The sequence below is a fragment of the Anaerotignum sp. MSJ-24 genome (assembly GCF_018918145.1).
Lineage (GTDB): Bacteria > Bacillota > Clostridia > Lachnospirales > Anaerotignaceae > Metalachnospira.
The window spans coordinates 1-21702 of the sequence record NZ_JAHLPX010000002.1 but is presented as its reverse complement, the minus strand read 5'-3'; the positions used below and the strand labels follow the sequence as shown (position 1 = coordinate 21702).

General features: G+C 43.1%; 28 protein-coding genes. 23 read left to right on the top strand and 5 right to left on the bottom strand.

All coding sequences use genetic code 11. The features are described 5' to 3' along the window. Positions 1–6: 6 nt before the first annotated feature. Positions 7–534, bottom strand: coding sequence for a helix-turn-helix domain-containing protein (locus tag KQI66_RS01845; RefSeq protein WP_178418497.1), 528 nt, complete (start codon positions 532–534; stop codon positions 7–9). Positions 535–871: 337 nt separating this feature from the next. Here KQI66_RS01845 and KQI66_RS01840 point away from each other — a divergent pair, with 337 nt between their 5' ends. The 16 genes from KQI66_RS01840 to KQI66_RS01770 all read left to right on the top strand — a co-directional run bounded on the left by KQI66_RS01840 (position 872) and on the right by KQI66_RS01770 (position 10757). Continuing rightward, positions 872–1060 (top strand): hypothetical protein, encoded by a 189-nt coding sequence (locus KQI66_RS01840; RefSeq protein ID WP_022236794.1) that lies wholly within the window; start codon positions 872–874, stop codon positions 1058–1060. Further along, positions 1061–2146, top strand: a complete 1086-nt coding sequence (locus KQI66_RS01835; protein WP_216427008.1) for a site-specific integrase — start codon at positions 1061–1063, stop codon at positions 2144–2146. It begins immediately after the preceding gene. Then, the gene (locus tag KQI66_RS01830) at positions 2136–2471 is read left to right on the top strand and encodes a plasmid mobilization protein (RefSeq protein WP_178418499.1); all 336 of its coding nucleotides are present in this window, start codon (positions 2136–2138) and stop codon (positions 2469–2471) included. The genes KQI66_RS01835 and KQI66_RS01830 overlap by 11 nt, the downstream gene beginning before the upstream one ends. Continuing rightward, positions 2461–2592 (top strand): hypothetical protein, encoded by a 132-nt coding sequence (locus KQI66_RS11380; protein WP_256441562.1) that lies wholly within the window; start codon positions 2461–2463, stop codon positions 2590–2592. The genes KQI66_RS01830 and KQI66_RS11380 overlap by 11 nt, the downstream gene beginning before the upstream one ends. 15 nt (positions 2593–2607) lie before the next feature. Then, positions 2608–3582 (top strand): AAA family ATPase, encoded by a 975-nt coding sequence (locus KQI66_RS01825; protein WP_209346223.1) that lies wholly within the window; start codon positions 2608–2610, stop codon positions 3580–3582. Positions 3583–3868: 286 nt separating this feature from the next. Then, positions 3869–5122 (top strand): plasmid recombination protein, encoded by a 1254-nt coding sequence (locus KQI66_RS01820; RefSeq protein WP_178418501.1) that lies wholly within the window; start codon positions 3869–3871, stop codon positions 5120–5122. Between the two features lie 9 nt (positions 5123–5131). After that, positions 5132–5509: a TnpV protein gene (locus tag KQI66_RS01815; RefSeq protein ID WP_178418502.1), complete on the top strand. Its 378-nt coding sequence runs from the start codon at positions 5132–5134 to the stop codon at positions 5507–5509. A gap of 112 nt (positions 5510–5621) precedes the next feature. Next, positions 5622–6026 (top strand): helix-turn-helix domain-containing protein, encoded by a 405-nt coding sequence (locus KQI66_RS01810; protein ID WP_178418503.1) that lies wholly within the window; start codon positions 5622–5624, stop codon positions 6024–6026. Then, positions 6016–6378 (top strand): DUF4180 domain-containing protein, encoded by a 363-nt coding sequence (locus KQI66_RS01805; RefSeq protein ID WP_178418504.1) that lies wholly within the window; start codon positions 6016–6018, stop codon positions 6376–6378. The genes KQI66_RS01810 and KQI66_RS01805 overlap by 11 nt, the downstream gene beginning before the upstream one ends. Before the next feature lie 157 nt (positions 6379–6535). Beyond that, on the top strand, positions 6536–6817 hold the full coding sequence (locus KQI66_RS01800) for an ArsR/SmtB family transcription factor (protein ID WP_178418505.1): 282 nt from the start codon (positions 6536–6538) through the stop codon (positions 6815–6817). Positions 6818–6926: 109 nt separating this feature from the next. Continuing rightward, positions 6927–7940 carry a permease gene (locus KQI66_RS01795; RefSeq protein ID WP_216427007.1) on the top strand — a complete coding sequence of 338 codons (1014 nt, stop codon included), beginning with the start codon at positions 6927–6929 and terminating at the stop codon, positions 7938–7940. Positions 7941–7958: 18 nt separating this feature from the next. Further along, on the top strand, positions 7959–8336 hold the full coding sequence (locus KQI66_RS01790) for a thioredoxin family protein (RefSeq protein WP_216427006.1): 378 nt from the start codon (positions 7959–7961) through the stop codon (positions 8334–8336). A 147-nt stretch (positions 8337–8483) separates the two neighbouring features. After that, positions 8484–9146, top strand: coding sequence for an MmcQ/YjbR family DNA-binding protein (locus tag KQI66_RS01785; RefSeq protein WP_209346210.1), 663 nt, complete (start codon positions 8484–8486; stop codon positions 9144–9146). Positions 9147–9163: 17 nt separating this feature from the next. Further along, positions 9164–9697 (top strand): GNAT family N-acetyltransferase, encoded by a 534-nt coding sequence (locus KQI66_RS01780; RefSeq protein ID WP_209346208.1) that lies wholly within the window; start codon positions 9164–9166, stop codon positions 9695–9697. A 15-nt stretch (positions 9698–9712) separates the two neighbouring features. Next, the gene (locus KQI66_RS01775; protein WP_209346206.1) at positions 9713–10150 is read left to right on the top strand and encodes a GNAT family N-acetyltransferase; all 438 of its coding nucleotides are present in this window, start codon (positions 9713–9715) and stop codon (positions 10148–10150) included. A 1-nt stretch (position 10151) separates the two neighbouring features. Next, on the top strand, positions 10152–10757 hold the full coding sequence (locus KQI66_RS01770) for a lactate utilization protein (RefSeq protein ID WP_216427005.1): 606 nt from the start codon (positions 10152–10154) through the stop codon (positions 10755–10757). A gap of 399 nt (positions 10758–11156) precedes the next feature. On the opposite strand, the gene KQI66_RS01765 is transcribed toward KQI66_RS01770, so the two are convergent. Beyond that, positions 11157–12272: a site-specific integrase gene (locus KQI66_RS01765; RefSeq protein WP_216427004.1), complete on the bottom strand. Its 1116-nt coding sequence runs from the start codon at positions 12270–12272 to the stop codon at positions 11157–11159. Between the two features lie 36 nt (positions 12273–12308). Beyond that, on the bottom strand, positions 12309–12908 hold the full coding sequence (locus tag KQI66_RS01760) for a helix-turn-helix domain-containing protein (protein WP_216427003.1): 600 nt from the start codon (positions 12906–12908) through the stop codon (positions 12309–12311). Positions 12909–13101: 193 nt separating this feature from the next. On the opposite strand from KQI66_RS01760, the gene KQI66_RS01755 reads away from it, so the two are divergent. The 7 genes from KQI66_RS01755 (at position 13102) to KQI66_RS01725 (ending at position 20562) form a co-directional block, all read left to right on the top strand. Further along, positions 13102–13296 carry an ICEBs1 excisionase gene (locus tag KQI66_RS01755; RefSeq protein ID WP_216427002.1) on the top strand — a complete coding sequence of 65 codons (195 nt, stop codon included), beginning with the start codon at positions 13102–13104 and terminating at the stop codon, positions 13294–13296. Then, on the top strand, positions 13296–14486 hold the full coding sequence (locus KQI66_RS01750; protein WP_216427001.1) for a helicase RepA family protein: 1191 nt from the start codon (positions 13296–13298) through the stop codon (positions 14484–14486). Before KQI66_RS01755 ends, KQI66_RS01750 begins: the two co-directional genes overlap by 1 nt. Positions 14487–14539: 53 nt before the next feature. Next, positions 14540–14794 (top strand): complexin-2, encoded by a 255-nt coding sequence (locus tag KQI66_RS01745; protein ID WP_216427000.1) that lies wholly within the window; start codon positions 14540–14542, stop codon positions 14792–14794. Between the two features lie 425 nt (positions 14795–15219). Continuing rightward, positions 15220–15372 carry a hypothetical protein gene (locus KQI66_RS01740; protein ID WP_216426999.1) on the top strand — a complete coding sequence of 51 codons (153 nt, stop codon included), beginning with the start codon at positions 15220–15222 and terminating at the stop codon, positions 15370–15372. Continuing rightward, positions 15372–16550 carry an adenine-specific methyltransferase EcoRI family protein gene (locus KQI66_RS01735; RefSeq protein WP_216426998.1) on the top strand — a complete coding sequence of 393 codons (1179 nt, stop codon included), beginning with the start codon at positions 15372–15374 and terminating at the stop codon, positions 16548–16550. Before KQI66_RS01740 ends, KQI66_RS01735 begins: the two co-directional genes overlap by 1 nt. Positions 16551–16553: 3 nt before the next feature. Continuing rightward, a complete protein-coding gene (locus KQI66_RS11460) occupies positions 16554–17663 on the top strand; it encodes an HNH endonuclease family protein (RefSeq protein ID WP_216426997.1) in 1110 nt (369 codons plus the stop codon). A 40-nt stretch (positions 17664–17703) separates the two neighbouring features. Then, the gene (locus tag KQI66_RS01725; RefSeq protein ID WP_216426996.1) at positions 17704–20562 is read left to right on the top strand and encodes a hypothetical protein; all 2859 of its coding nucleotides are present in this window, start codon (positions 17704–17706) and stop codon (positions 20560–20562) included. 51 nt (positions 20563–20613) lie between these two features. Here the strand turns inward: KQI66_RS01725 and KQI66_RS01720 are convergent, their stop codons facing one another. After that, on the bottom strand, positions 20614–20877 hold the full coding sequence (locus KQI66_RS01720; protein WP_216426995.1) for a DUF6809 family protein: 264 nt from the start codon (positions 20875–20877) through the stop codon (positions 20614–20616). Next, the gene (locus KQI66_RS01715) at positions 20874–21263 is read right to left on the bottom strand and encodes a TnpV protein (RefSeq protein ID WP_216426994.1); all 390 of its coding nucleotides are present in this window, start codon (positions 21261–21263) and stop codon (positions 20874–20876) included. The genes KQI66_RS01720 and KQI66_RS01715 overlap by 4 nt, the downstream gene beginning before the upstream one ends. Between the last annotated feature and the right edge of the window lie 439 nt (positions 21264–21702).

The window sequence follows — 21702 nt, the reverse complement described above, 5'->3', positions numbered from 1 at the left end:
TCGTCTTTATTTGTCTTTTAAGTGGTCTTTGAATGCTTCGACCATTGCATCGCTGAGTTCTTGTGAAGGGACTTTAACCCATCCGCTTTCGGTATCGAACTTAGGATAGTTGTAACGCCAACGGTCATATTCCTCTTTGGAGATTTCGCCGTTTCTGTACTTTTCAGCTTGCTTCTGCCAAGCAGCAAAGTATTTCTGAATAGAAGCGTTGCTACCTACTCTGCCGTCAAGACGGATACAAACTTCATCATCGACCTTGTCGATCTTGAAGCCGTAAATATCCTCTAATGTAAAAAGCGTATGCATAAGACCGAGTTCGCTGTCAATGTCCGGTACGGTCAAAGCCAAAGGCGAAACCTCTAATACTTGTGCAAGCGATTGCGTTAAATCTGCTTTGGGTGTTCTTGAGCCGGACTCATATTGAGCCATACGAATGTCGGCGGTCTTTTCGGGAAAACCGACAGCAATACCGAGCCACTTTTGAGTCATACCTTTTAGGTTACGCAAAAAACGTATTCTTTCACCGATTGCCATAGTTATCTTCTCCAATCTATGTGCTGTGAACATAGTATAGCATATACGCTTGGGCGTTGTCAAGATAACCAAAGCAAAAAAGTTAAATATTTTCTTGCAAACCTCTTGACTTAACGGAATTTGCTTGGTATAATGGTTAAACAAATACCGTTAGTGTATTTGCAGAAAATTAAATGACCGTCCGATCAAGCACAAACCGCCAAGACCTTCCGAAAGGAAGTGAGCGCTCCGTAAGGGGACTGCACAGCGCCCATCGACAAGTGGGAATGCCTGCAGGAACTTGTGACGGCAGAACGGCAGCACAAATCACAATTACTATTAAGAAAGGAAGATCAGAATGGAAAACAAATTTATGCGAGTAGAAGAAGTTGCGGAAGTCCTCGAAGTTTCAACTTCATTCGCCTATAAGGTCATAAGACAGTTGAACGATGAGTTAAAAGCTAAAGGCTTCATAACAATCGCAGGGCGTATCAACCGAGAGTATTTCTACGAAAGACTTTATCACAATGGAAAGGTGGTGATATAAATGCCGGTATACAAGAGCGACAACGGCACTTGGTATGTCCTTACCCGATATTTAGATTGGAAGGGCGAACGCAAGCAGAAATGCAAGCGAGGATTTGAAACAAGAAAAGAAGCAGTCGAATGGGAGCGTACCTTTCAGCAGCAGAACGCCGCCGATATGGATATGACCTTTGAAGCCTTCTTTGAGCTTTATGCAAACGATATTAAGCCCCGCTTGAAAGAAAACACTTGGCTGACCAAAGAGCATATCGTGGAAACCAAGATTATGCCTTACTTTGCAAAGCGAATTATCAGCGAGATAACCACGAAGGATGTTATGGCGTGGCAGAATGAACTGCTTGCCTACCGTGACGAAAACCGCAAGCCATATTCGCAGACCTATCTCAAGACCGTCCACAATCAACTCAGCGCCATTTTTAACCACGCTGTCAGACACTATGACCTTCGTTCCAACCCCGCTTCCAAAGCCGGAAATATGGGCACAGAGGAACGCAAGGAAATGAAGTTTTGGACAAAAGACGAGTATAAAAAGTTTGCGGATGAAATGATGGACAAACCCGTTTCCTACTATGCTTTTGAGGTTTTATATTGGTGCGGCATCCGTGAAGGCGAACTGTTGGCATTAACCTCTGCCGATTTCGATTTTGTAAAAGGTACGCTTACCATTAACAAATCCTATCAGCGTTTGAAAGGGCGGGATGTGATTACCACACCTAAAACCAAGAAAAGCAACCGTACCATTAAAATGCCGCAGTTTCTTTGTGAAGAAATGCAGGATTATCTCGGTATGCTCTACGGCGTGGGCAAAAAAGACCGCATTTTCAATATCTCAAAGCATTATTTGAGCAGAGAGATGGAGCGTGGCTCAAAAGCCGCAGGGGTAAAGCGTATTCGTATTCACGATCTCAGACACAGCCATATTTCCCTTTTAATTGATATGGGATTTTCGGCGGTGGCAATCGCTGACCGTGTAGGACACGAAAGCATTGAGATAACCTACCGATACGCACATCTGTTTCCATCAAAGCAAGTGGAAATGGCAAAGAAATTAGATTATGAAAGGATGGATATAACCAATGTCTGCTAAAAATCTTGACCGTCACAACCGTTGGAGAAGCAAAACTGTTGCTTTCCGTATGTCTCCCGAAGAAGCCGATCAGCTCGATACGAACGTAAGGCTGTCGGGACTGACTAAACAAGACTACCTTTGTTCTCGCTCCTTGCAGCAGGAGATAACGGTAGTCGGTAATCCGAGAGTGTATAAGGCACTTCGCAATGAGCTTGCCGCTGTTCTTTCAGAACTGAAGCGTATCGAAAGCGGCGGCAACGTAACCGATGAACTGCTCGACACCATTGAGCAGATAAACACCACCTTATATGGAATGAAAGGAGACGGCGGCGTTGGCGTATAAAACCGAAAAGACTGTTCCCAATGTATCTGTTGGCGCAGATACGGAACAGTCTTCTCAAAAATGTACTGTCCTTATTATAACCGACTTCTCCTTCAATTTCAATAGTTTTGATGAAAATTGAAAGGAGGTAATGCCTATGGCAGAACTTAAAATCATCAGTATGGATGAGGTTGCCGTCGAGGAAGTGGAATGGTTGTGGTATCCCTATATCCCATACGGGAAACTGACAATCATTCACGGTGACGGCGGCGAAGGTAAAACAACCTTGATTTTGCGGTTGGCGGCGCTGTTGTCGAGGGGAGAAAAACTTCCCTGCGACGATACCGCACGTGAGCCGATCAAAATCATCTATCAGACCGCAGAGGATGGACTTGGTGATACCATCAAGCCCCGCCTGCTTGCAGGCAATGCGGACTGCTCACAGATTAAGGTGATAGACGAATCCGAAGCGGCGCTTACAATGCTTGACGAGCGTGTAGAAAAGGCTATTGCTGAAACGGGAGCAAGGGTAATTATCTTGGATCCGATGCAGGCGTATATCGGCGCTAAGGTCGATATGAACCGAGCGAACGAAGTCAGAAATATTCTCTCCCAACTTGGCAGGATCGCAGAGAAATATCGCTGTGCGATTATCCTTGTAGGGCATTTGAACAAGGCGCAGGGTAATAAATCCAATTATAGAGGTCTTGGCTCTATTGACTTTCAAGCAACGGCACGAAGCGTCCTTGTGGTCGGCAGAGTAAAGGACAAGCCGGAGGTGCGTGTGGCAGCACATCAAAAGTCATCACTTGCACCGGAAGGTAAACCTATTGCCTTTGAACTGAGCGAAGCAAACGGGTTTCGATGGCTCGGTCATTATGATATTTCTATCGACGATCTTCTCAGCGGTGTTAGTCGTGAGAAGAAATCCGATATGGCTGAAAGCCTCATCGTTGACTGCCTTTCCGATGGGAAGTATCCGCAACAAATCGTGCTGCAGAAAGCACAGCGTTTGGGTATCTCCAAACGAGTGCTTGACGAAGCGAAGAAAACGCTGAGGGTGCGGTCTGTTAAGGAAGGCAGTCAATGGTATTGGGAACTACCCGATGAAAAAGAAGCAGGCAACTTTTAAGGTTGCAACATTGCAAAGGTGCGGGACTTTCGCAATCTTGCAATGTTCTTTTTCGGGTGGTAGTGAGCAATACGAAAGTTTCGGCGGGGTGCAGGGTGCCATTTTCAAAGGGCAGCTCTGCTGGGTGCTTACCGCAGTAAGCAGGGCAACGCCCTACACCCCCCTCGGAGAGCCCACGACATCTTTGCAGCAGAATTGCTGAAAGTGTCATAGTGGGTTACACACTTTGAAAAAGTTGTGTAACAGCGGCTCTCCAAAATTTCGCCTATGGAAAGGAAGTGAGAAGATGGCGAAGGAAAATTTTAGTGTCGCTCGTGTGGAAACCCGAACGAGAGCATCTGTCGGCAAGTTTGAGCGACACATTGAACGCAAAAACGAGAGTTATGAAAATATGAACGTTGACCTCTCCCGTACCCCGATGAACGTTAGCTTTAAGGGTTGCGGTGAGCTGACCTATAATGAATATCTCGACCAAATGATTGCCGCAGAAACGGTATCGCTGAAAGGCTTGAAACCCGATGCGAAGGTCTTTGACGAGATGATTATGGATGTCAACACCGAGTATTTTGAGAAGAACGGCGGCTATGATTTTGCTTGCAGATTCTATGAAGAAGCGTTCCGCTTTGCAGAAAAAATATACGGCAAGGACAATATTATTTCAGCCGTAATGCACGCTGACGAGCTGAACGTAGCAATGACCGAGAAATACGGCAGACCGATTTATCACTACCATTTGCACATTATGGCATTGCCGGTGGTGGATAAAGAAGTCCGTTGGTCAAAGCGGTGCAAGAGCCCCGAACTTGTGGGAACGGTCAAAGAGGTCATTCATCAAGTAAGCCATTCAAAGAAATGGCGTTCCGAAAAAGCACTTGACGAAGACGGAAATCCCATTCTCAACAGCAAAGGGAAACAAGTTTATCACGCTTCCTACAGTGTTCTGCAAGACAAATTTTATGAGCATATGCAGAGTGCAGGCTTTAACGGTTTTAGCCGTGGAGAGCGTGGCAGCACCGCTGAAAATCTCACCTCGCTTGAACACAAAATTAAGCAGGATCAAAAGCGGCTGTCCGATCTGCAAGAGAAAATTGCCGATGTGCAGGTGCGTTATGATGACAAGAAAACCGCTTCAATGACTTTTATGGAGATAGACAATTCCGGCAAAAAATCTCTCACGGGAAAATACACCGTGTCGGCAGAGGACTATCAGAAGCTGACTTCTCTTGCGAAGCGTAGCTACTCGGCAGAGTCCGAGGTGCGAAAATTGCAAGACCAAAACCGATATTTGTCACGGCAAATATGGTCGTTACAGTCGGAAGTTTCTCGGCTGAAGGAAGCGTTATCTGAGCTGACTGAGAAGTGCCGCCCATACCTTGAAGCATTAAAAGCAGCTCCGAAAGCGGTTAAGGAATTTATAGACGGTATTCTTGAACGCTTCAAAAAGCAGGAAAAGAGCATTATGTATGAGCCGATTCCTGCACCCAAAAATCAACCCCAAGAGCGTGGGCAACGCTCAAAAAATAGAAATTATGAAAGGTAGGAACACACAATGAAACAGCATTTCACAGACGAAAGAACCGGCATCCGCTACACTTTGCAAGGCGATTATTATCTGCCCGATCTGCAATTACCACCCGAAAAAGAAACCGAAATCGGCTTATGGGGGCAGCGGCATTTACGGTATCTAAAGCAAAACCGGAAGGTTTTATACACCAATTTGCTCACCACCGGAAAACTCAATGACCACCTTACCGAGATCGACAAGCAGGCTGAGGATATGTTTTTTCGGCTCGTAAAACAGATGGCAGAGCGTGAGGGAGTGACGGAAAAACTCAAAGCGGATAATCAAATGGAGTGGGTTGGTCGTATGAATAATATCCGCAGCAGAGCCACAGAAATTGTAAATGCAGAATTGATATTCGCATAACGTCAGCGGCGGCAGGGAGATAAAAATCCCTGCCGTTAATTCATTATGCGTATTGACAATAATATAAATTTCGTATATAATATTTATATTATCACGATTATGGGAGAATATTATGGAAAAGAAACCTGCCATTGTTGCACATAGATTGACCGAGCTGAGAGAAGGGATACACGTCTCACAAGCAAGGCTTGCGGCTGTTTTTGATTTAGATCAGCCTGCCATCTTTCGCTATGAAAACGCTCAATCCTTTCCGCCTTACGGTGTGTTGATGAAGTATGCGGATTTTTTCAATGTATCGTTGGATTATATTTTCGGAAGATGTGACGAGCCGCATGGACAGTTGTACGATGCTCAGCCGAAGCCGTTAGAGGACACGCAATTATCATCGTTTCTTTCGATGTGCTTTGATCCGTCATCGTCGGCTAATGCAAAATTGAAAGAGGCGGTTCGCAGGATATTGCAGGAGGAAACTGCCAATCGTGAAATAACAAATGGAGAAACAGAAAATGAATGTTGAGAAATTTATAAGAAATGAAAAAACGGTTGCCGTGATCACGGGAGCTGAAAAAGTATTGACCGATGTGCAATCGGCACTTGACCTCATTATGACCGCTAAATATGAGGTAGGCACAAATCTGATTGCCATTGAAAAAAGTGCCGTAGCCGATGACTTCTTTATCCTTAGTCGAGGTCTTGCGGGCGAGATGCTCGAAAAATTCATCACCTATCAAGCAAAACTCGCCATCTTCGGAGATTATTCTCACTATACAAGCAAGCCGCTGAAGGATTTTATTTACGAGAGTAATAAAGGCAAGGATGTGTTCTTTGTTGCTACGCAGGATGAGGCACTTGAAAGGTTGACGAGATAATTGTCAATAAGCAAAATTGATATTCGCATAACGTCAGTGACGGCAGGGAGAATAAAATTTCTCTGCCGCCGCTTCTTTTTTTTTGCAAAACCTATTGACAAACATCTATGTATTGCATATAATACATATAGATGATTGTCTATTGGAGGTGTTTCGGATGGATGAAAAAAAGATGGCGTTGATCTTCAAAGCATTTTGCGATGAAAACCGTATCCGCATTTTGAAAATGCTCCGAAGCGGCGAAAAGTGTGCTTGTAAAATGCTTGATGAACTCAATGTAACACAGCCTACGCTGTCCCATCATATGAAAATTCTTTGTGACTCCGGTATTGTGCTTGGTCGCAAAGAAGGTAAGTGGATGTATTATTCCATTTCGGCAGAAGGGGCGAAAGTCGCTGCGGATTGTATAAAGGAGTTAACATCCGCCCCAAAGGGATAACAAGTCGTGATGTGAAAAGCAGGAAGTCCAATCTTTTCCGCACGACTTCCTTTAACACCTATATATAGACACATCTCAATATATTTATGTATGAAAGGAGCTTTTTCTTATGGAAGCACTAAAAACTGTGTGGAACTTCATCCAAGATGAAGTTCTCGGAATGAATTGGCTGGATCGGCTTCTTGCAACGATTCTGAATGCCGTTGGGTTGGATACAACCGGCAAGATCGGCAGCAGCATTCATTTCTTTATCTATGATACCATCAAAATTATGGTATTGCTCGGTGTGGTGATTTTGATTATTTCGTATATTCAAAGCTATTTCCCGCCGGAGCGAACAAAGAAGATACTCGGCAGATTTCACGGAATTGGAGCAAATATTGTTGCCGCTTTGCTTGGTACAGTAACGCCTTTCTGTTCTTGCTCGTCTATCCCGTTATTTATCGGCTTTACAAGTGCGGGACTTCCTCTCGGTGTAACATTTTCGTTCCTTATTTCTTCCCCGATGGTCGATCTCGGCAGCCTTGTGTTGTTGATGAGCATTTTCGGTTGGAAAGTTGCTGTACTCTACGTCATACTCGGTCTTGTTATTGCCGTTCTTGGCGGCACAATTATCGAGAAGCTTCACCTTGAAAATCAAGTGGAGGAATATATCCGAAACGGTCATACCCTTGAAGTACCGCAAGAGGAACTGCATTTCAAAGACCGTATGAAATTTGCGTGGGAGCAGGTGGCTGAAACTGCAAAGAAGGTATTTCCCTATGTATTGGTTGGAGTCGGTGTCGGCACCTTTATCCATAACTGGATACCGGAAGACTTTATCGTAAAGGTGCTTGGCGATAACAATCCGTTCGGTGTTATCCTTGCAACTGTCGCAGGTATTCCTATGTATGCAGATATTTTCGGCACAATTCCGATTGCAGAAGCTTTACTTGCAAAGGGTGCTTTGCTTGGTGTAGTTTTGTCCTTTATGATGGGTGTTACAACGCTGTCCCTGCCTTCTATGATTATGCTTCGCAAGGCAGTTAAGCCAAAGCTGCTTGCCATCTTTATTGGAGTATGTACGGTAGGAATTATTGTGGTTGGATATTTCTTTAATCTGATCCAACCTTTGATTATATAAAATTTGGAGGTAATAATTATGGCATTATTTGGTTTTGGAAAGAAGAAAGAAAAAGAAATAAACGCTCCTGTTTGTACTTGCAATGGTAACTGTTCCGTGTCTGAAACAGTTGAACCGGAAAATTTGAATAACTGTTGTCAAGACATACAAGGCAGAATTTGCTGTATCAAGGTATTAGGTTCAGGGTGTTGTCATGCTCTTTATGAGAACACACAATCCGCCGTTAAAGCAATGGGGATTTCCGTAGAAGTAGAATATATTACGGACTTGAAAAAGGTTATGGAATATGGTGTTATGCACATTCCGGCGCTTGTGGTGAACGAGCAGGTGGTTTCAATGGGCAAGGTGTTGAAAACGGCAGATGTGGTGAAACTGCTCTCCGAATGGAACAAGTAAAATTTATCACTATGATTAACGGCGGCAGGGAGAATAAAACTCCTTGCCGCCGCTTTACTTTGTAAAACAGGTAGAAAAAGTCATATTTCTGTGATATAATACATTAAAAATGAACTTTCAAGTTTGAAAACAAAGGCAGGCACAGTTATGTTTGAAGATATTTTCCATAGAAGAAAGCTAAATATCGAAAAACTACAGAGTTTCGGTTTTGAAATGCGAAATGGTAGCTTTGAATATACTGTGCCTATTATGAACGAAGCCTTTTTGCTTACCGTTTTGGTGACGAAGAACGGCAATGTCGATACACGACTTGTAGAAAAAGAAACCGATGAGCCGTATGTTTTGTATAAGACGAGTGCGGCAGGCTCTTTTGTAGGTGAAGTAAGAACCGAGATCGGGAGCGTTCTTTCAGAGATCGCTGGTAAATGCTTTGATTTTTCCGTTTTCAAAAACGACCAAACGCTTGCGGTTATCGATTATGTTCGGGATACATACGGTGATGAACTTGAATATCTATGGGAAAAGTTTCCCGACAATGCCGTATGGAGAAGAAAAGACAACCAAAAATGGTACGGCGCAATTCTTACCGTATCGGGACGCAAGTTGGGACTCCCGACCGATGAAATTCTTGAAATTATAGACCTGCGGCTTGAAAAGGAACTTATGGAGCAGACGATTGACAACGTCCGCTATTTCCCCGGTTGGCACATGAACAAAAAGAATTGGTACACGATTATCCTTGACGGTCGCATACAGACCGAGGAAGTTTGCACTCGGATTGACGAAAGCTACCGACTTGCAAAAAAGTGAATTTGAAGGTGATTTTAATGATAACTGTAAAAATTATAGATAGTGATAGAAAAGACGATATTAACATTCCCAATCACCCTTTCCGACTATTCGGACTGATGCTGCCGTCCTACAACAACGGCAAATGGGATCATACGGAGCTTGTATTCCCGCCCGAAAACCACACCCAAATGTGCTTTCCCGACGAGAATTACAATTATGATAAGATGGCAAAGAAGCACATTTTTATCGGCGCATACGACGGGGACAAATGCATTGGTCTTGCCATTCTGCGCCACGATATGTTCAAATATATGTACCTTTATGACTTGAAGGTCAACGCCGAGTATCGCAGTAAAGGTGTCGGCAAAATGCTGATTGACGAGTCCAAAAAGGTCGCAAAGGATAACGGCTACATCGGCGTTTACACGCAAGGTCAGGACAACAATCTCGGTGCCTGCCACTTTTATCTTGGCAACGGCTTTGAGATCGGTGGGCTGAACACCCACGTGTATAACGGCACGTCGCAGGAGAACAAGAAGGATATTTTCTTCTACTATACGAACAAATAAGTGAGGAAAACGACAATGATACGCAAAATGCAAATAGCAGATTACAGCGATGTATATAACCTATGGCTTGCCAATAAAGGCATGGGGCTAAACGATGTAGACGATTCAGAAAGTGGCATTGTCCGTTTTCTTGACCGCAACCCCGATACCTGCTTTGTCGCAGAGCGCGACGGTAGGCTTGTCGGTGTCATTATGGCAGGCAACGACGGTAGGCGCGGATTTATCTATCACACAGCGGTGCATCCCGACTATCACAGACAAGGCATTGGATCGGCGCTCGTGTCGGCGGCACTGGAAACCTTGAGGTCTGTCGGCATAACTAAAGTAGCGCTTGTGGTGTTTGAGCGAAATCAAGGCGGCAACGCCTTTTGGGAAAAGCAAGGTTTTACGGTCAGGAACGACCTTACCTACCGCAACAAAGCCCTTGTGGAAATGGTACGAAAGGATACTTAAAATGAACTTCGATACGATAAAAAAGAAATTAGAAGCCCTCGGTTACAAGGTATCCTGCTTTGATACGACAGCAGAAGCGACCGAGTACATAAACGGCGAGATTGATGGCAAGACCGTCGGCTTCGGTGGCTCTATGACGTTAGAAGAAATGGGGCTTTACAAGGCACTTTCCACACATAACGACGTGCGTTGGCATCAGCGTATTCCTGAAGGCAAAACGAGTAAAGAGGTGCGCCTTGCCGCAAATGCCGCCGAGATCTACGTGTCCTCGGTCAACGGACTTGCCGAAACGGGCGAGATCATCAATATCGACGGCAACTGCAATCGTGTGGCATCAATCTTTTACGGACACGAAAAGGTGTATCTTGTCGCAGGCGAAAACAAAATTGCCAAAGACTACGACAGCGCACTTTGGCGTGCGAGAAATATCGCATCGCCTCTGAACGCCCGCCGCTTCGGACTCAAAACGCCCTGCGCCGTTGGTGAGCTTCGTTGCTATGATTGCAAAAGTCCCGAACGTATCTGCCGAGGACTGTCGGTGTTATGGTCAAAGCCGATGACGGGCGAGTTTGAGATTATTTTGATTGGAGAAAAATTGGGATATTGATAAATAAAAATTTGATAAGTAATAAGAGTGAAATATAGATACTGATATTGCGAAGGTGATGTGTGATTTAAGATAAGGCAAGGCTTTTGGTTTATAGATATTTCCTTGTAACCCTTGAAATTCCAAGCAAAATCGTTTATAATACTTATATACCACTTGTTATTATCCACGATGTTACTATTCTTGTTATCAACCTCGATAACAAAATGATAACAGGAGCTTTTTAAGTCAGGATAATACGAATACATTAGATAATCAAGAGGATACGAAGCAATAATCGCTAAACAAAATGTGTTAAGTTAAGCTTCGTAAGAAGAGTGGGAATAAATTAAATTAGGCTTTTGAGTCCCGGAAAACCTTGATATTACAGGGTTTTCCGGGATTCTTGTTTTTTACTGGCTACAAATTGGCTACATCAGGCATTTTTTCGTAGCCATCATCGTTTGTGGCTATGGCATCAAGCTGAGCGGCAACTTCGGTCTGCTTGTTCGGGTACAGATGGCTGTAGGTTTCCATGGTGGTTTGCACCCTTTCGTGTCCCAAGCGTTTTGCTACCAGAAGTGGCGTACAGCCCATGTCAATCAGCAAACTGGCGTGGGTATGACGTACATCGTGCACCCTGATTTTCTGTGTTCCGGAGTGGTCACAACCATACTTCATCTGTCTGCCGACCCAGCCCCTATCATAAGGGAAAATACGGTCTGTCGGCTGTACATCGTAGAGCTTTGCCAGATAGTCTTTCAGACAGCTTTCCAGTACCTTAGGCATGACCACCTCACGGTAGCCAGCTTCTGTCTTAGGCGGATAGATATAGTCTTTTCCGTTCAGACGCTGGTAGTTCTTGTTGACAGAAATAATGTGTCTGTCAAAGTCGATATCCTCTGGTGTCAGAGCCAGTAGCTCGCCAACACGCAACCCGGTGTAGTACATCACCGTAAAGATTGCGTATCCAACAGGTCTTTCCTCCATGGCTTCGATAAACACCTTGAATTCCTCGTTCGTCCAGAACAGCATTTCATCGGCGTTTTTCTTACCCATAGTTCCTGCCTTGTGACAGGGGTTCTCTCTCAGCCCATAGAACTTCACCGCAAAGTTGAAGGCTGCGGTGAGCTGGTTGTTGATGGTTCGCAAATAGGTTGGCGAATAACATTTGCCGTTGGGACGGCGGTAGTGAATCAGCTCGTTTTGCCAATTGCGAATATCGGTCGGCTTGATGGCATTGATCGGCATCTCACCGAAGTAAGGAAGGACCTTCTTATCGAACAGGTAGCGCTTGTTGGCTAAAGTTGTTTCTCTGAGACGAGGATCAGCATCTTTCATATAGAGTGCAACGAAATCCTTAAACTTCATGCCCAGGCTACCATCTGCCTGACTGATAAAATCACGTTCCCATTGTACGGCTTCTTTCTTGGTATTGAAGCCTCTTTTCTTTTTGTGAATCTCCTTTCCTGTCCAATCCTTTACTCGGATTTGAGACATCCATTTTCCTGTGCTTTTGTCTCTTGTTACTGACATTGTGTTCTCCTTTTCTATCCCAATGTCAGACCTTAATTACTTCTCAGAGCCGAACTCCTTTTCAAGATAAGCTCTGCGACGAGCCAAGCGCTCGTCCTCGTCAAGTTCTTCCGGTTTCACACATTCCACGGAAGCCCCAGCATAGTACGCAAGGGTCTGCTCTTGCCAGCTATGTAATGCTGCAGGAGTACAGTTGTAGCTGCGCATATCCTCACGCATCTCTTCCCATTGTTCCAAGAACAGGCACATATCCGCATTGTGGTCGGCATCCATTTCCTTGCCGTTGAAACGGATGGAACAGGTCCACTCATTGCTGCGGGGCGGTTTCTGCACATCTACATTGAATTTAAGCGAAGAAACCTTGTCCAGTTCAAACAGGAAGTTCATTATGTCTGCAAGACTTCTGATCGGCGCCGTATTGGTTTCATAGCCAAGAATAAAGGTCGGCGTAGTATCAAGATGTTTTGCCAGTGCATTGACGACATCAATGGAAACCTCGATTTCTCCGGTTTCATACTTCTGCATGGTGCGCAGAGATTTGCCGATTAGGTTTGCCAGTTGTGTCTGATTCAGCCCTTTGCGTTTTCGTAGTGTTTTTATCCGCTGGCCGATTATGGAATAATCGAAATTGTCCATATATCATTCACCTCGTCCATATCATATCACAGGATAATGCGAATTGCAAGTACATATTTTTATTCTGCAAGTATTGACAAAAGCATCCTTTGTTCGTATAATGAAAACGTATTAAAAGTGCGTATTTATAAAATGCTATGGAAATTAGTGAATTATACATACGCAAATCATCTTTTGAACACAGGAGGTACTAATGAGAGCACAGTTTATCACCGCAGAAGAAGTCCAGCAGATTTTGAATGTGAGCCGCAGCAAGTCCTATCAGGTCATCCGAGATCTGAACAAAGAACTGAAAAGTATGGGCTATCACACCATTGCCGGCAAATGCCCTATCCAGTTCTTCAAGCAAAAGTTCTACGACCTGGAAATTGGAGGTGAAAGCGCTTGATGGGAGAAAAAGAAAAAACGACCGTCCCGATTCCATCTGTTGGCGCAGATGGGGAACAGTCGCTTTCCTATGTAACAAATGAAATTATAGCAACTGGCAACGAAGAAATCGATCCCATAGATGAAAGTATGGAGGAGATGCTTCGTCAGATGCAGAGAATGTCGGACCCGTCCTATCTGGCTACCATGACTATGAGCCAGCTGTATGATACTGTATACGAAAGCAGACTACCAATTATTGACGGTTTGCTTTATCCCGGCACCTATCTGTTTGTAGGCGCTCCCAAGGTCGGCAAATCATTCCTGATGGCGCAGATCGCCTATCATGTCAGCACAGGACAAGCACTCTGGAACTATCCTGTCCATGCGGGTACGGTCTTATACCTTGCCTTGGAGGATGACTACAGGCGTTTACAGGAGCGTTTATCCCGTATGTTCGGAGTAGAGGGTACAGATACCCTCCACTTCGCAACTTGCGCCAAACAGCTCGGTGCAGGGCTTTACGAACAGCTGACTCGTTTTGTATCAGAGCACAGAGACACTCGGTTGATTATCATTGATACTTTGCAGAAAATCAGAGAAGCCAACGGAGACAGATACAGCTATGCAAGCGATTATGAAATGATTGGTCAGCTAAAACACTTTGCAGATCAGACTGGCATTGCGCTGCTGCTGGTGCATCACACCCGAAAACAGCAAGCTGATGATAAGTTTGATATGATTTCCGGCACCAATGGATTGCTCGGCGCTGCCGACGGAGCTTTCGTTCTGCAAAAAGAAAAACGCACAGTCAATACGGCTGTACTGGAAGTGTCCGGCAGAGACCAACCAGAGCAAAGACTAATTCTAAAAAAGGATATGGAACGTCTTGTTTGGGAGCTGGAAAAATCCGAAACAGAACTGTGGCAGATTCCGCCAGATCCGATTCTGGAAAAGGTTGCAGCTTTGCTGTCGGAAGAAATTCCAGAGTGGAGTGGAACACCAACGGAACTGGCAGAAGCCTTACAGTTAGAGGTAAAGCCCAATCTTTTGACAAAACACCTGAATGTCAATGCAAGCAGGTTGCTTCACGAGTGCCAGACTCAATATGAAAATATTCGCACTCACGCAGGGAGAAGAATCATCTTAAAACGAGTTTCAGAGCAGCGTGACGGTTGTGACGATGATTTTGATAGTGGTGGCGGTACCTAAAACACCGTCACCATCGTCACCACCGACACGGACAGGAAAGGAACGAATCGAAAATGAAAAATGTGCAAATCCCTTATGATTTATTTGTCGCTTTGCTCCAATATCATCTGATGATGGATGACGATTATGCGGATGAAATCCGATATGGCTTGGAGCAAAAATTGGAAGCTATGGTGCGGCATGAATGGTATGCAAAGTACAAGACTGCCCCTACCCTGGAAGAACGAGAAGCAGCCCGCCAGCGCTATTTGGATGAACGTGGAGTTCCGCAGAGCTTCCGATGGACAACTTCTCCTTGGGAGAGATGACAGGAGCGTGCCACGCTCCTGTTAGTTGCAGATAAGAGAGTGATGATTGCAGCGGTTCCACCGAAAGTGGGTGTTCCCCACTTAGTGATTTTGCGGTCATCACTTTTTTGTTGTAAAGATGAAAATGAAAAATTTTGTTTCTTATAAAACGATTGGAAAATCGTGCAGCCGGTATCGCAGATACCGTTCAAAGGGGCTTGGGGATGCTTCCCCAACAAGCAAATTTGTGAAGATTGACCCAGAGGGAAAATCGAGAAAATGAGTGAACCTGTACAGGTTTACACTGCTTGCCGATTTGTAAAACGAGAGAACATTAACCTATGCGAAATGATTTTTTCAGCACAGAGGATAGATTGATTTTTAAGAATGCTTATGTTACACTGTTACACAGATACACAAGTAAATGTGTTACGAGGTATAAGATTATGGCTGAAAGAAATATGGTGAATCTTATGATTACAATGACAAAAGAGGAACGAAAAGCTCTAAAGCAGATTGCGCTTAATAAAGATATGACGGTTTCTGCGTTAATCCGTTTGTGGTTGCAGGAACAACAGGAAAGTGAGGTGAAGGAATAATGGCAAAGAACGCCAGCTTTGATCGTGCAAGAAAGGCAAAGCAGGATGAGTTTTATACACAGCTTACTGATATAGAAAGAGAAATGCGCTATTTCAAGCAACACTTCAATGGGAAAACAGTACTCTGTAACTGTGATGACCCTTTTGAAAGCAATTTCTTTAAGTATTTTGTCTTGAATTTTAATCGCTTAGGCTTGAAAAAATTGATCGCAACTTGCTATTTTTCCTCTCCTGTTGCAGGGCAGCAACTACAGTATTATGAAAATAGTGATGGACAGTTAGCTTTTAGCTTTGGCGAAAACTGCATTGAGGACGAAAATTCTAAACGACCATATAAAGCCATTGTAACAAAGGTTTATGATACAACTGGTGATGGTGGCGTAGACATGGTTGATGTTGCGGAGTTGTTCAAGTCAGGAGAAAACGAACTGACAGAGCTTAATGGGGACGGAGATTTCCGAAGCACAGAGTGCATAGAACTACTGAAAGAGGCTGATATTGTTGCTACAAATCCGCCTTTCTCATTGTTCAGAGAATATATTGCTACCCTTATGGATTATGAGAAAAGCTTTATAATAATCGGAAGCACCAATGCCATTTCCATGAAAGAGATTTTCCCATTGATGCAAAGTGATAAAATGTGGTTGGGTGCACCATTCCAGTCTGGAAATGCGTATTTTTATATTCCAGAGGGTGTTGATACCTCTCAATATGCGAAAGGTGTTTATGATCCAGAAACACGCAGAGTTAAATTCCGTAATTGTTGTTGGTATACTAATCTGGATTTTCGTCTTAGACATGAAAAAATGATACTTGTGAAAAGGTATTCTCCCGAGGAGTACCCTTCATACGAAAATCTTGAAAACAGTATCAATGTGAATAAAATTGTGGACATTCCTTGTGATTTCGCAGGATTGATGGGTGTGCCTATTACATTCATGAGTCAATATAATCCAGAACAGTTTGAAATCTTGGGATTGAGCAGAGAGATGACTTTGCCTGGCAAGACTGGTATGAGTGCCGAATTTGTTCAAGATTATTTTGCTCAAGGCGGGACAGCACAGATTTCAGAGGGGCACCCTGATTTGTGTTACTACGATTCGGATGGAAAATGCGTTGTTCCATATCGTAGGGTTATTATACGAAACAGAAATCCCGAACAGCCTAAGGAGAGATAAATTGTGGAAATAAAAGAATTAAAAGTTACAATAGGCGAAGTTTATGAAGGATATTTCAATGATGCAGAGGAAGGCGTTGTTGGTTATAATGAGCTTCTTGATATTCGTCCTAAATATCAGAGGGAATTTGTTTATAAAGACAAGCAACGTGATGAAGTAATCCGCACCGTAATGAAAGGCTTGCCGCTGAATGTCATTTATTGGTGCAAGGTCAAGAAAGAGGACGGAACAGACGGATTTGAAGTGCTTGATGGTCAGCAGCGTACCATTTCCGTATGCGAATATGTGGATGGCTCTTTCTCTGTTGATGATAAGTATTTCTATAATCTGCCTGTGGATAAGAAAAAGCAGATTTTGGATTATCCTCTATTCGTTTATGTGTGCGATGGAACTGATTCTGAGAAACTGGAATGGTTCAGAATCATCAATATTGCTGGCGAACAGCTCACAGATCAGGAACTGCGAAATGCGGTGTATGCCGGTTCATGGGTTTCTGATGCGAAGAGATATTTTTCAAAGACCGGATGTGCTGCAGACACACTTGCTGGAGACTACCTAAAGGGAGCTTCTATCCGTCAGGAATATCTGGAAACGGCAATTCTATGGGCTGCCAGTGCTGAAGGAAAAACGATTGAAGCCTATATGGCTCAGCACCAGAATGACCCAAGTGCAGTTATCCTCTGGAACTATTTCCGTTCTGTGATTGATTGGGTTCAGGCTATCTTCCCTAAGAAACGTAAAGAAATGAAAGGGCTGCCTTGGGGATTGTTCTACAATGTACATGGCAAGAGAACTGACCTCGATCCTAAAAAGCTGGAATTGGAAATTCAACGCCTTATGGGTGACGAAGATGTTACAAAGAAATCCGGTATATATGAGTATTTGCTGACAGGCGAAGAAAAGAAATTGTCCATTCGTACATTTGACCGCCGTGATGCACTGGCGGCTTATGAGAAACAGGGGCATAAGTGTCCTATCTGTGGTGAAGCATTCGAGTTTGAGCAGATGCACGCAGACCATATCACACCATGGTCTAAGGGTGGTAAAACTACACCGGAAAACTGCCAGATGCTTTGCCGTGATTGCAATTTGAAGAAGGGCGCACAGGAATAATTTATGAGAGCAAATTATACATTCGTTTAGAAGGAGCATTATGGGTGTAAGGTTAACGAGCATAAGCACACCTGTGGGTGGAGTTTCCTGGGAATATACCAAGGCAGAGGGGCACGCTACTTCTCTGCCGATATTCCCGGGTCAAAAAATTAAAGTTTTTATTAGTTCGATTTGTGGTGTAGAGAAATACGATAAAGTAAGAGCTGACTTAAAAAGTGCTATTGAGAGCACACAATTAGCAGATGCATACACTTTTGAGAGTAAGGGTGCCTCTACACTGTCTGCTGGATCCCATTACACATGGGCATTGGAAGATAGTGATATTTGCATTTTCTTAATAGATAATGCAGACGGAATCAATCCAGGGGTACAGGCGGAAATCGACACTGTCAAAAAACATAATATTAAGGCTTTGTACTATTTCTGTGATGAAACACAAAAAGAAAAAACTGCATTGGAACAAAGCTTGATGGGAGCACATTTTGCCAAAAGTAAAACCGTTCACAGTTTTAGCGAATTAAGCCAAGATGGAGCGCAGGCGTTGATAGATGATATCGTTGCTATATATCACTACTACTGTACTGGAAGAATAGTTTTGAACTCCGGTGAAAATGATGAAATTCAAGCAGTAGACGTTGTTGGTACAGAAAAGTATCAGCTTCCTACTATTCCTAAATCTACATTAAAAAATGTGGATAAATGTAGAGATTACTTTTTGAAATTTGTACTTGGATATCCCCGAGGCAGATACCAAGATGAAGCGGAAAAAACAAGTGAATTTGATGATTGGGGCATCCAGTTTCTCCCTATATTATTTGAAGGTAAATCTATCAAACACTTCAATACTGCAATGTATCTGGATGCATTGAAAGCACAGCAAGATAATGAACATTATCAAGTCGTTCAGATTCGCTGGCAAGCAATTCAGGCATATTTTGCTGGAGATATCGAAAAGTGTGTAGAGCATCTTGAAGCAGCATTAAATCTTGCAAAAGAAACTAATCAACCTACATGGATCATAAAAGATATTCTGGTGGATTTGCGCAATCAGCACTGGACTCGTTGCACTGCAAGAAATGAGTATTCTGATACACCTGCACAAAAGGAGTTAACAGAAAGTAGCGAAGAACTTTATTATCCGATTCTGGACCGCATCCATGAATCGTTACATGAAAAATACATAGAGGGTTTGTATAAGAAGAAAACAAGTTCTCCTTATTCAGTTACCATAGGCAACAACTTAGACCAGTATGGTGAAATGCTTGCAAGTTCTCTTATTGTATCTATGTATAATGGTTCATTGACTCATATTTTACTTATTTACGAGAAAATCAGGAATTTTGTATTTTATTTGAGCTGTAAATATGATGATTGGAATCTTAGACTCAATCTGTACAAATTTGCGATTTTTGAAGGAAAAGAAAAGGAAGTCAAAGGTATTCAGGACTCTTATCCGGAGGTTTTGAATAATTTAACCGCTGACGAAGCAGCATCAATTATGGATTTTTGTTTGAACCATCCAATAAAGTACAAGAGATTAAGCATCCAACTGTTGGCATTCGGTTCAGTAGGATATTTTCTGGATGATAAATGCTATGAATCTTGCGAAAAATCCATTGTTGGAGAAATCAAATCGTGGTTGAGTAGTGATACTTCTGTTGTGGCTATAGGACAAAACATATTCAAGTGTCTCTCCGGAGTAGCTTATCGTATGTCACAAGATATGCTCGGTGAAATATGCTGTCAATTCATTGACAGGCATTATAGTCGCTGGTATATGGATATGTTTAAGTTCATTACTAATTGCATTGATCTTAGAAAAATGAGTGATGCTTCTGCAAAAGCGCTGGTTGAACATATTAATTGTGTGCTTGGCAGTGAAAAAGAACGAGAGCAGATAAAACATTCTCCTGTCTTTTTGTGTGTTCTCAGAAAGCAAAATCGTTCTCTTACAGAGGAAATGGATAAAAAGATAGCTGAATACTTATCAAGCTATTACGAAGGTACCTATAAATTAGAAACCAACGAAGATGAAAATCAAGATATGCCTGTGTTCGTGAAAGAATATGTAGAATGTATTAGAAAAAGCAATGAAACACAGGGAAAAGATGGTGTTTATTTCGGACATGGCACATGTGAGATTGCAACAGTTAGATCCATTTTGTTAGGAAAAGAGCTCACATTCGATACAGATACCATGGACATGCTTATCTCGGTAGTTGCAGATACTCTTCTGATTTCCAAAGAAGGAATTTCTACAAAACTTGATGCGATAGCGCTTCTCATTTGTATTGCAGTAAAATATCCTGAAGACTATACAAGAAATCAATGGGTATATGAAAAACTGTTTGAGCAGCAGAAGACCATTGAAGTTGCCGACAATCCGATTATTTCATCTAATATCGACAGCATTTCCTTGAAAATCGGATTGCAGTTATTGTATACCGCTATGGGAAAAGATGTGTATGCTGATATACTTGAGTTAATGCCGTATATTCAGGGCGATGTTTCAACAACAATCTCAGTAACTCACCTGATCGTCGAATATTTGGAAAGTTCAGAAAATGTTATATTACCGTGCAGAGTGGAGGCAATTATCCTTCAAAATGTTTTACAGTGGCTCCATTCTGAATATACAGATATCAGATGGAATGCCACCCGCATTCTTCTTACCATGTCTCGTAATCCGGAGAATTGCGGTATCGTAAACCATCAGTTGGTGAATCTTGTTGATTCTAATAGCGTATATATCAAAAACTTGATTATACGACACCTTCATAAAATGAACGGGATTACTGATGAAACAAAAGAGTATATCATTTCCAAGTGCAGACATGATGCTAATTTCGTTGTTAGAATGGTTTGCGACGAAGTGGGAAAAGGCATAGCTGAAGAGTAGAATAAACGATCAGCCGAGCAACTAATCACTGCCCGGCTGTTCTCCTTACTGTTATTCTTCCATGACCTCCAGCATTATCCTGGCACCCAGCTTAAAACCGTTCTGGAATATCAGGCAATCGGTTGTCATCTGGTGTTCACGAACGGCATCTGTGTAGCGGGAGAACAGTTCTTTCTGTTCGTCTGTCATGGCGGTTTGGATCTTTTCCTCATTCCGGCAAATCAGCTCCAGTAGTTTCTTGTACTCCTTGCAGGAAGATGTGTCATACTCTGTCGGCTCAATATTGCCATACCAGAATTCTTCAAGGATTCTCATACTGCATCCTCCCCATAGATCAATTCGTTGAGGACGATTTCCTCGGCACGGTTGCGGATATTGTTCATGGCTCCAATCCAAGCCAGCTGATTCTGTTCTTTCAGTTGGTCATTGATACCTTCTTTTTCTGCCAACTGAATTACAAGCAGGTCGAGCTTATTTCGAGCCTGAGTGTCAATGTCAGCGAGATAGCTATACAGCTTGCCGCTGAGAATCAGATTAGAGTAAATGATAGGACGATGTTCTCTGAGATACTGCTGGTGCTTTCTGCCCCAGATACCGATGGTGTGGACTTCTTCTTCCGGAATGACCAAACACGGCATATAATAATCTCCGTGCAGTTCATACCAAAGACCATTGCTGTTGTTGTAGATGCATTTTTCCATATTGCAAACCTCCATATATTATTTGAAATAAGATAGTACCAAGTGGCTTTGAGGTGAATCAGCCAGCGGAGGTTGCACTTATAGCCGTGGCTACAAAATGGCTACAGAATTCTTCGAGACGCTACGGATAGCTTGAAATATGTGGAATATGTGGGCGAAAAGTGCACTATCAGTGCATATTATCACGAGAAATTAAGGTCTGGCGCTCGAGTGGGAATAATTGCAGAAGCCAGAAAAGCCTTTAAATACAAGGCTTTTGCGGATTTCGATGCTATCAAAATCGCCTTTTGACGCGAATTTGACGCAACTTATTTTCAACGAATCAAAACCACTAGTTAAACTAGTGGTTTGTACTCGCCCTAGAAGGGCGTATTACAGGCGCAGCATCTTAAGATGCATTGAATGGATTCCGCCAACCGCATTACTATCTCTGGCAGCC

Bases quoted from the DNA above. Each gene is read 5' to 3' on its own strand.
- KQI66_RS01845 (WP_178418497.1), bottom strand. From the start codon at position 534: ATGGCAATCGGTGAAAGAATACGTTTTTTGCGTAACCTAAAAGGTATG.
- KQI66_RS01840 (WP_022236794.1), top strand. From the start codon at position 872: ATGGAAAACAAATTTATGCGAGTAGAAGAAGTTGCGGAAGTCCTCGAA.
- KQI66_RS01835 (WP_216427008.1), top strand. From the start codon at position 1,061: ATGCCGGTATACAAGAGCGACAACGGCACTTGGTATGTCCTTACCCGA.
- KQI66_RS01830 (WP_178418499.1), top strand. From the start codon at position 2,136: ATGTCTGCTAAAAATCTTGACCGTCACAACCGTTGGAGAAGCAAAACT.
- KQI66_RS01825 (WP_209346223.1), top strand. From the start codon at position 2,608: ATGGCAGAACTTAAAATCATCAGTATGGATGAGGTTGCCGTCGAGGAA.
- KQI66_RS01820 (WP_178418501.1), top strand. From the start codon at position 3,869: ATGGCGAAGGAAAATTTTAGTGTCGCTCGTGTGGAAACCCGAACGAGA.
- KQI66_RS01815 (WP_178418502.1), top strand. From the start codon at position 5,132: ATGAAACAGCATTTCACAGACGAAAGAACCGGCATCCGCTACACTTTG.
- KQI66_RS01810 (WP_178418503.1), top strand. From the start codon at position 5,622: ATGGAAAAGAAACCTGCCATTGTTGCACATAGATTGACCGAGCTGAGA.
- KQI66_RS01805 (WP_178418504.1), top strand. From the start codon at position 6,016: ATGAATGTTGAGAAATTTATAAGAAATGAAAAAACGGTTGCCGTGATC.
- KQI66_RS01800 (WP_178418505.1), top strand. From the start codon at position 6,536: ATGGATGAAAAAAAGATGGCGTTGATCTTCAAAGCATTTTGCGATGAA.
- KQI66_RS01795 (WP_216427007.1), top strand. From the start codon at position 6,927: ATGGAAGCACTAAAAACTGTGTGGAACTTCATCCAAGATGAAGTTCTC.
- KQI66_RS01790 (WP_216427006.1), top strand. From the start codon at position 7,959: ATGGCATTATTTGGTTTTGGAAAGAAGAAAGAAAAAGAAATAAACGCT.
- KQI66_RS01785 (WP_209346210.1), top strand. From the start codon at position 8,484: ATGTTTGAAGATATTTTCCATAGAAGAAAGCTAAATATCGAAAAACTA.
- KQI66_RS01780 (WP_209346208.1), top strand. From the start codon at position 9,164: ATGATAACTGTAAAAATTATAGATAGTGATAGAAAAGACGATATTAAC.
- KQI66_RS01775 (WP_209346206.1), top strand. From the start codon at position 9,713: ATGATACGCAAAATGCAAATAGCAGATTACAGCGATGTATATAACCTA.
- KQI66_RS01770 (WP_216427005.1), top strand. From the start codon at position 10,152: ATGAACTTCGATACGATAAAAAAGAAATTAGAAGCCCTCGGTTACAAG.
- KQI66_RS01765 (WP_216427004.1), bottom strand. From the start codon at position 12,272: ATGTCAGTAACAAGAGACAAAAGCACAGGAAAATGGATGTCTCAAATC.
- KQI66_RS01760 (WP_216427003.1), bottom strand. From the start codon at position 12,908: ATGGACAATTTCGATTATTCCATAATCGGCCAGCGGATAAAAACACTA.
- KQI66_RS01755 (WP_216427002.1), top strand. From the start codon at position 13,102: ATGAGAGCACAGTTTATCACCGCAGAAGAAGTCCAGCAGATTTTGAAT.
- KQI66_RS01750 (WP_216427001.1), top strand. From the start codon at position 13,296: ATGGGAGAAAAAGAAAAAACGACCGTCCCGATTCCATCTGTTGGCGCA.
- KQI66_RS01745 (WP_216427000.1), top strand. From the start codon at position 14,540: ATGAAAAATGTGCAAATCCCTTATGATTTATTTGTCGCTTTGCTCCAA.
- KQI66_RS01740 (WP_216426999.1), top strand. From the start codon at position 15,220: ATGGCTGAAAGAAATATGGTGAATCTTATGATTACAATGACAAAAGAG.
- KQI66_RS01735 (WP_216426998.1), top strand. From the start codon at position 15,372: ATGGCAAAGAACGCCAGCTTTGATCGTGCAAGAAAGGCAAAGCAGGAT.
- KQI66_RS01725 (WP_216426996.1), top strand. From the start codon at position 17,704: ATGGGTGTAAGGTTAACGAGCATAAGCACACCTGTGGGTGGAGTTTCC.
- KQI66_RS01720 (WP_216426995.1), bottom strand. From the start codon at position 20,877: ATGAGAATCCTTGAAGAATTCTGGTATGGCAATATTGAGCCGACAGAG.
- KQI66_RS01715 (WP_216426994.1), bottom strand. From the start codon at position 21,263: ATGGAAAAATGCATCTACAACAACAGCAATGGTCTTTGGTATGAACTG.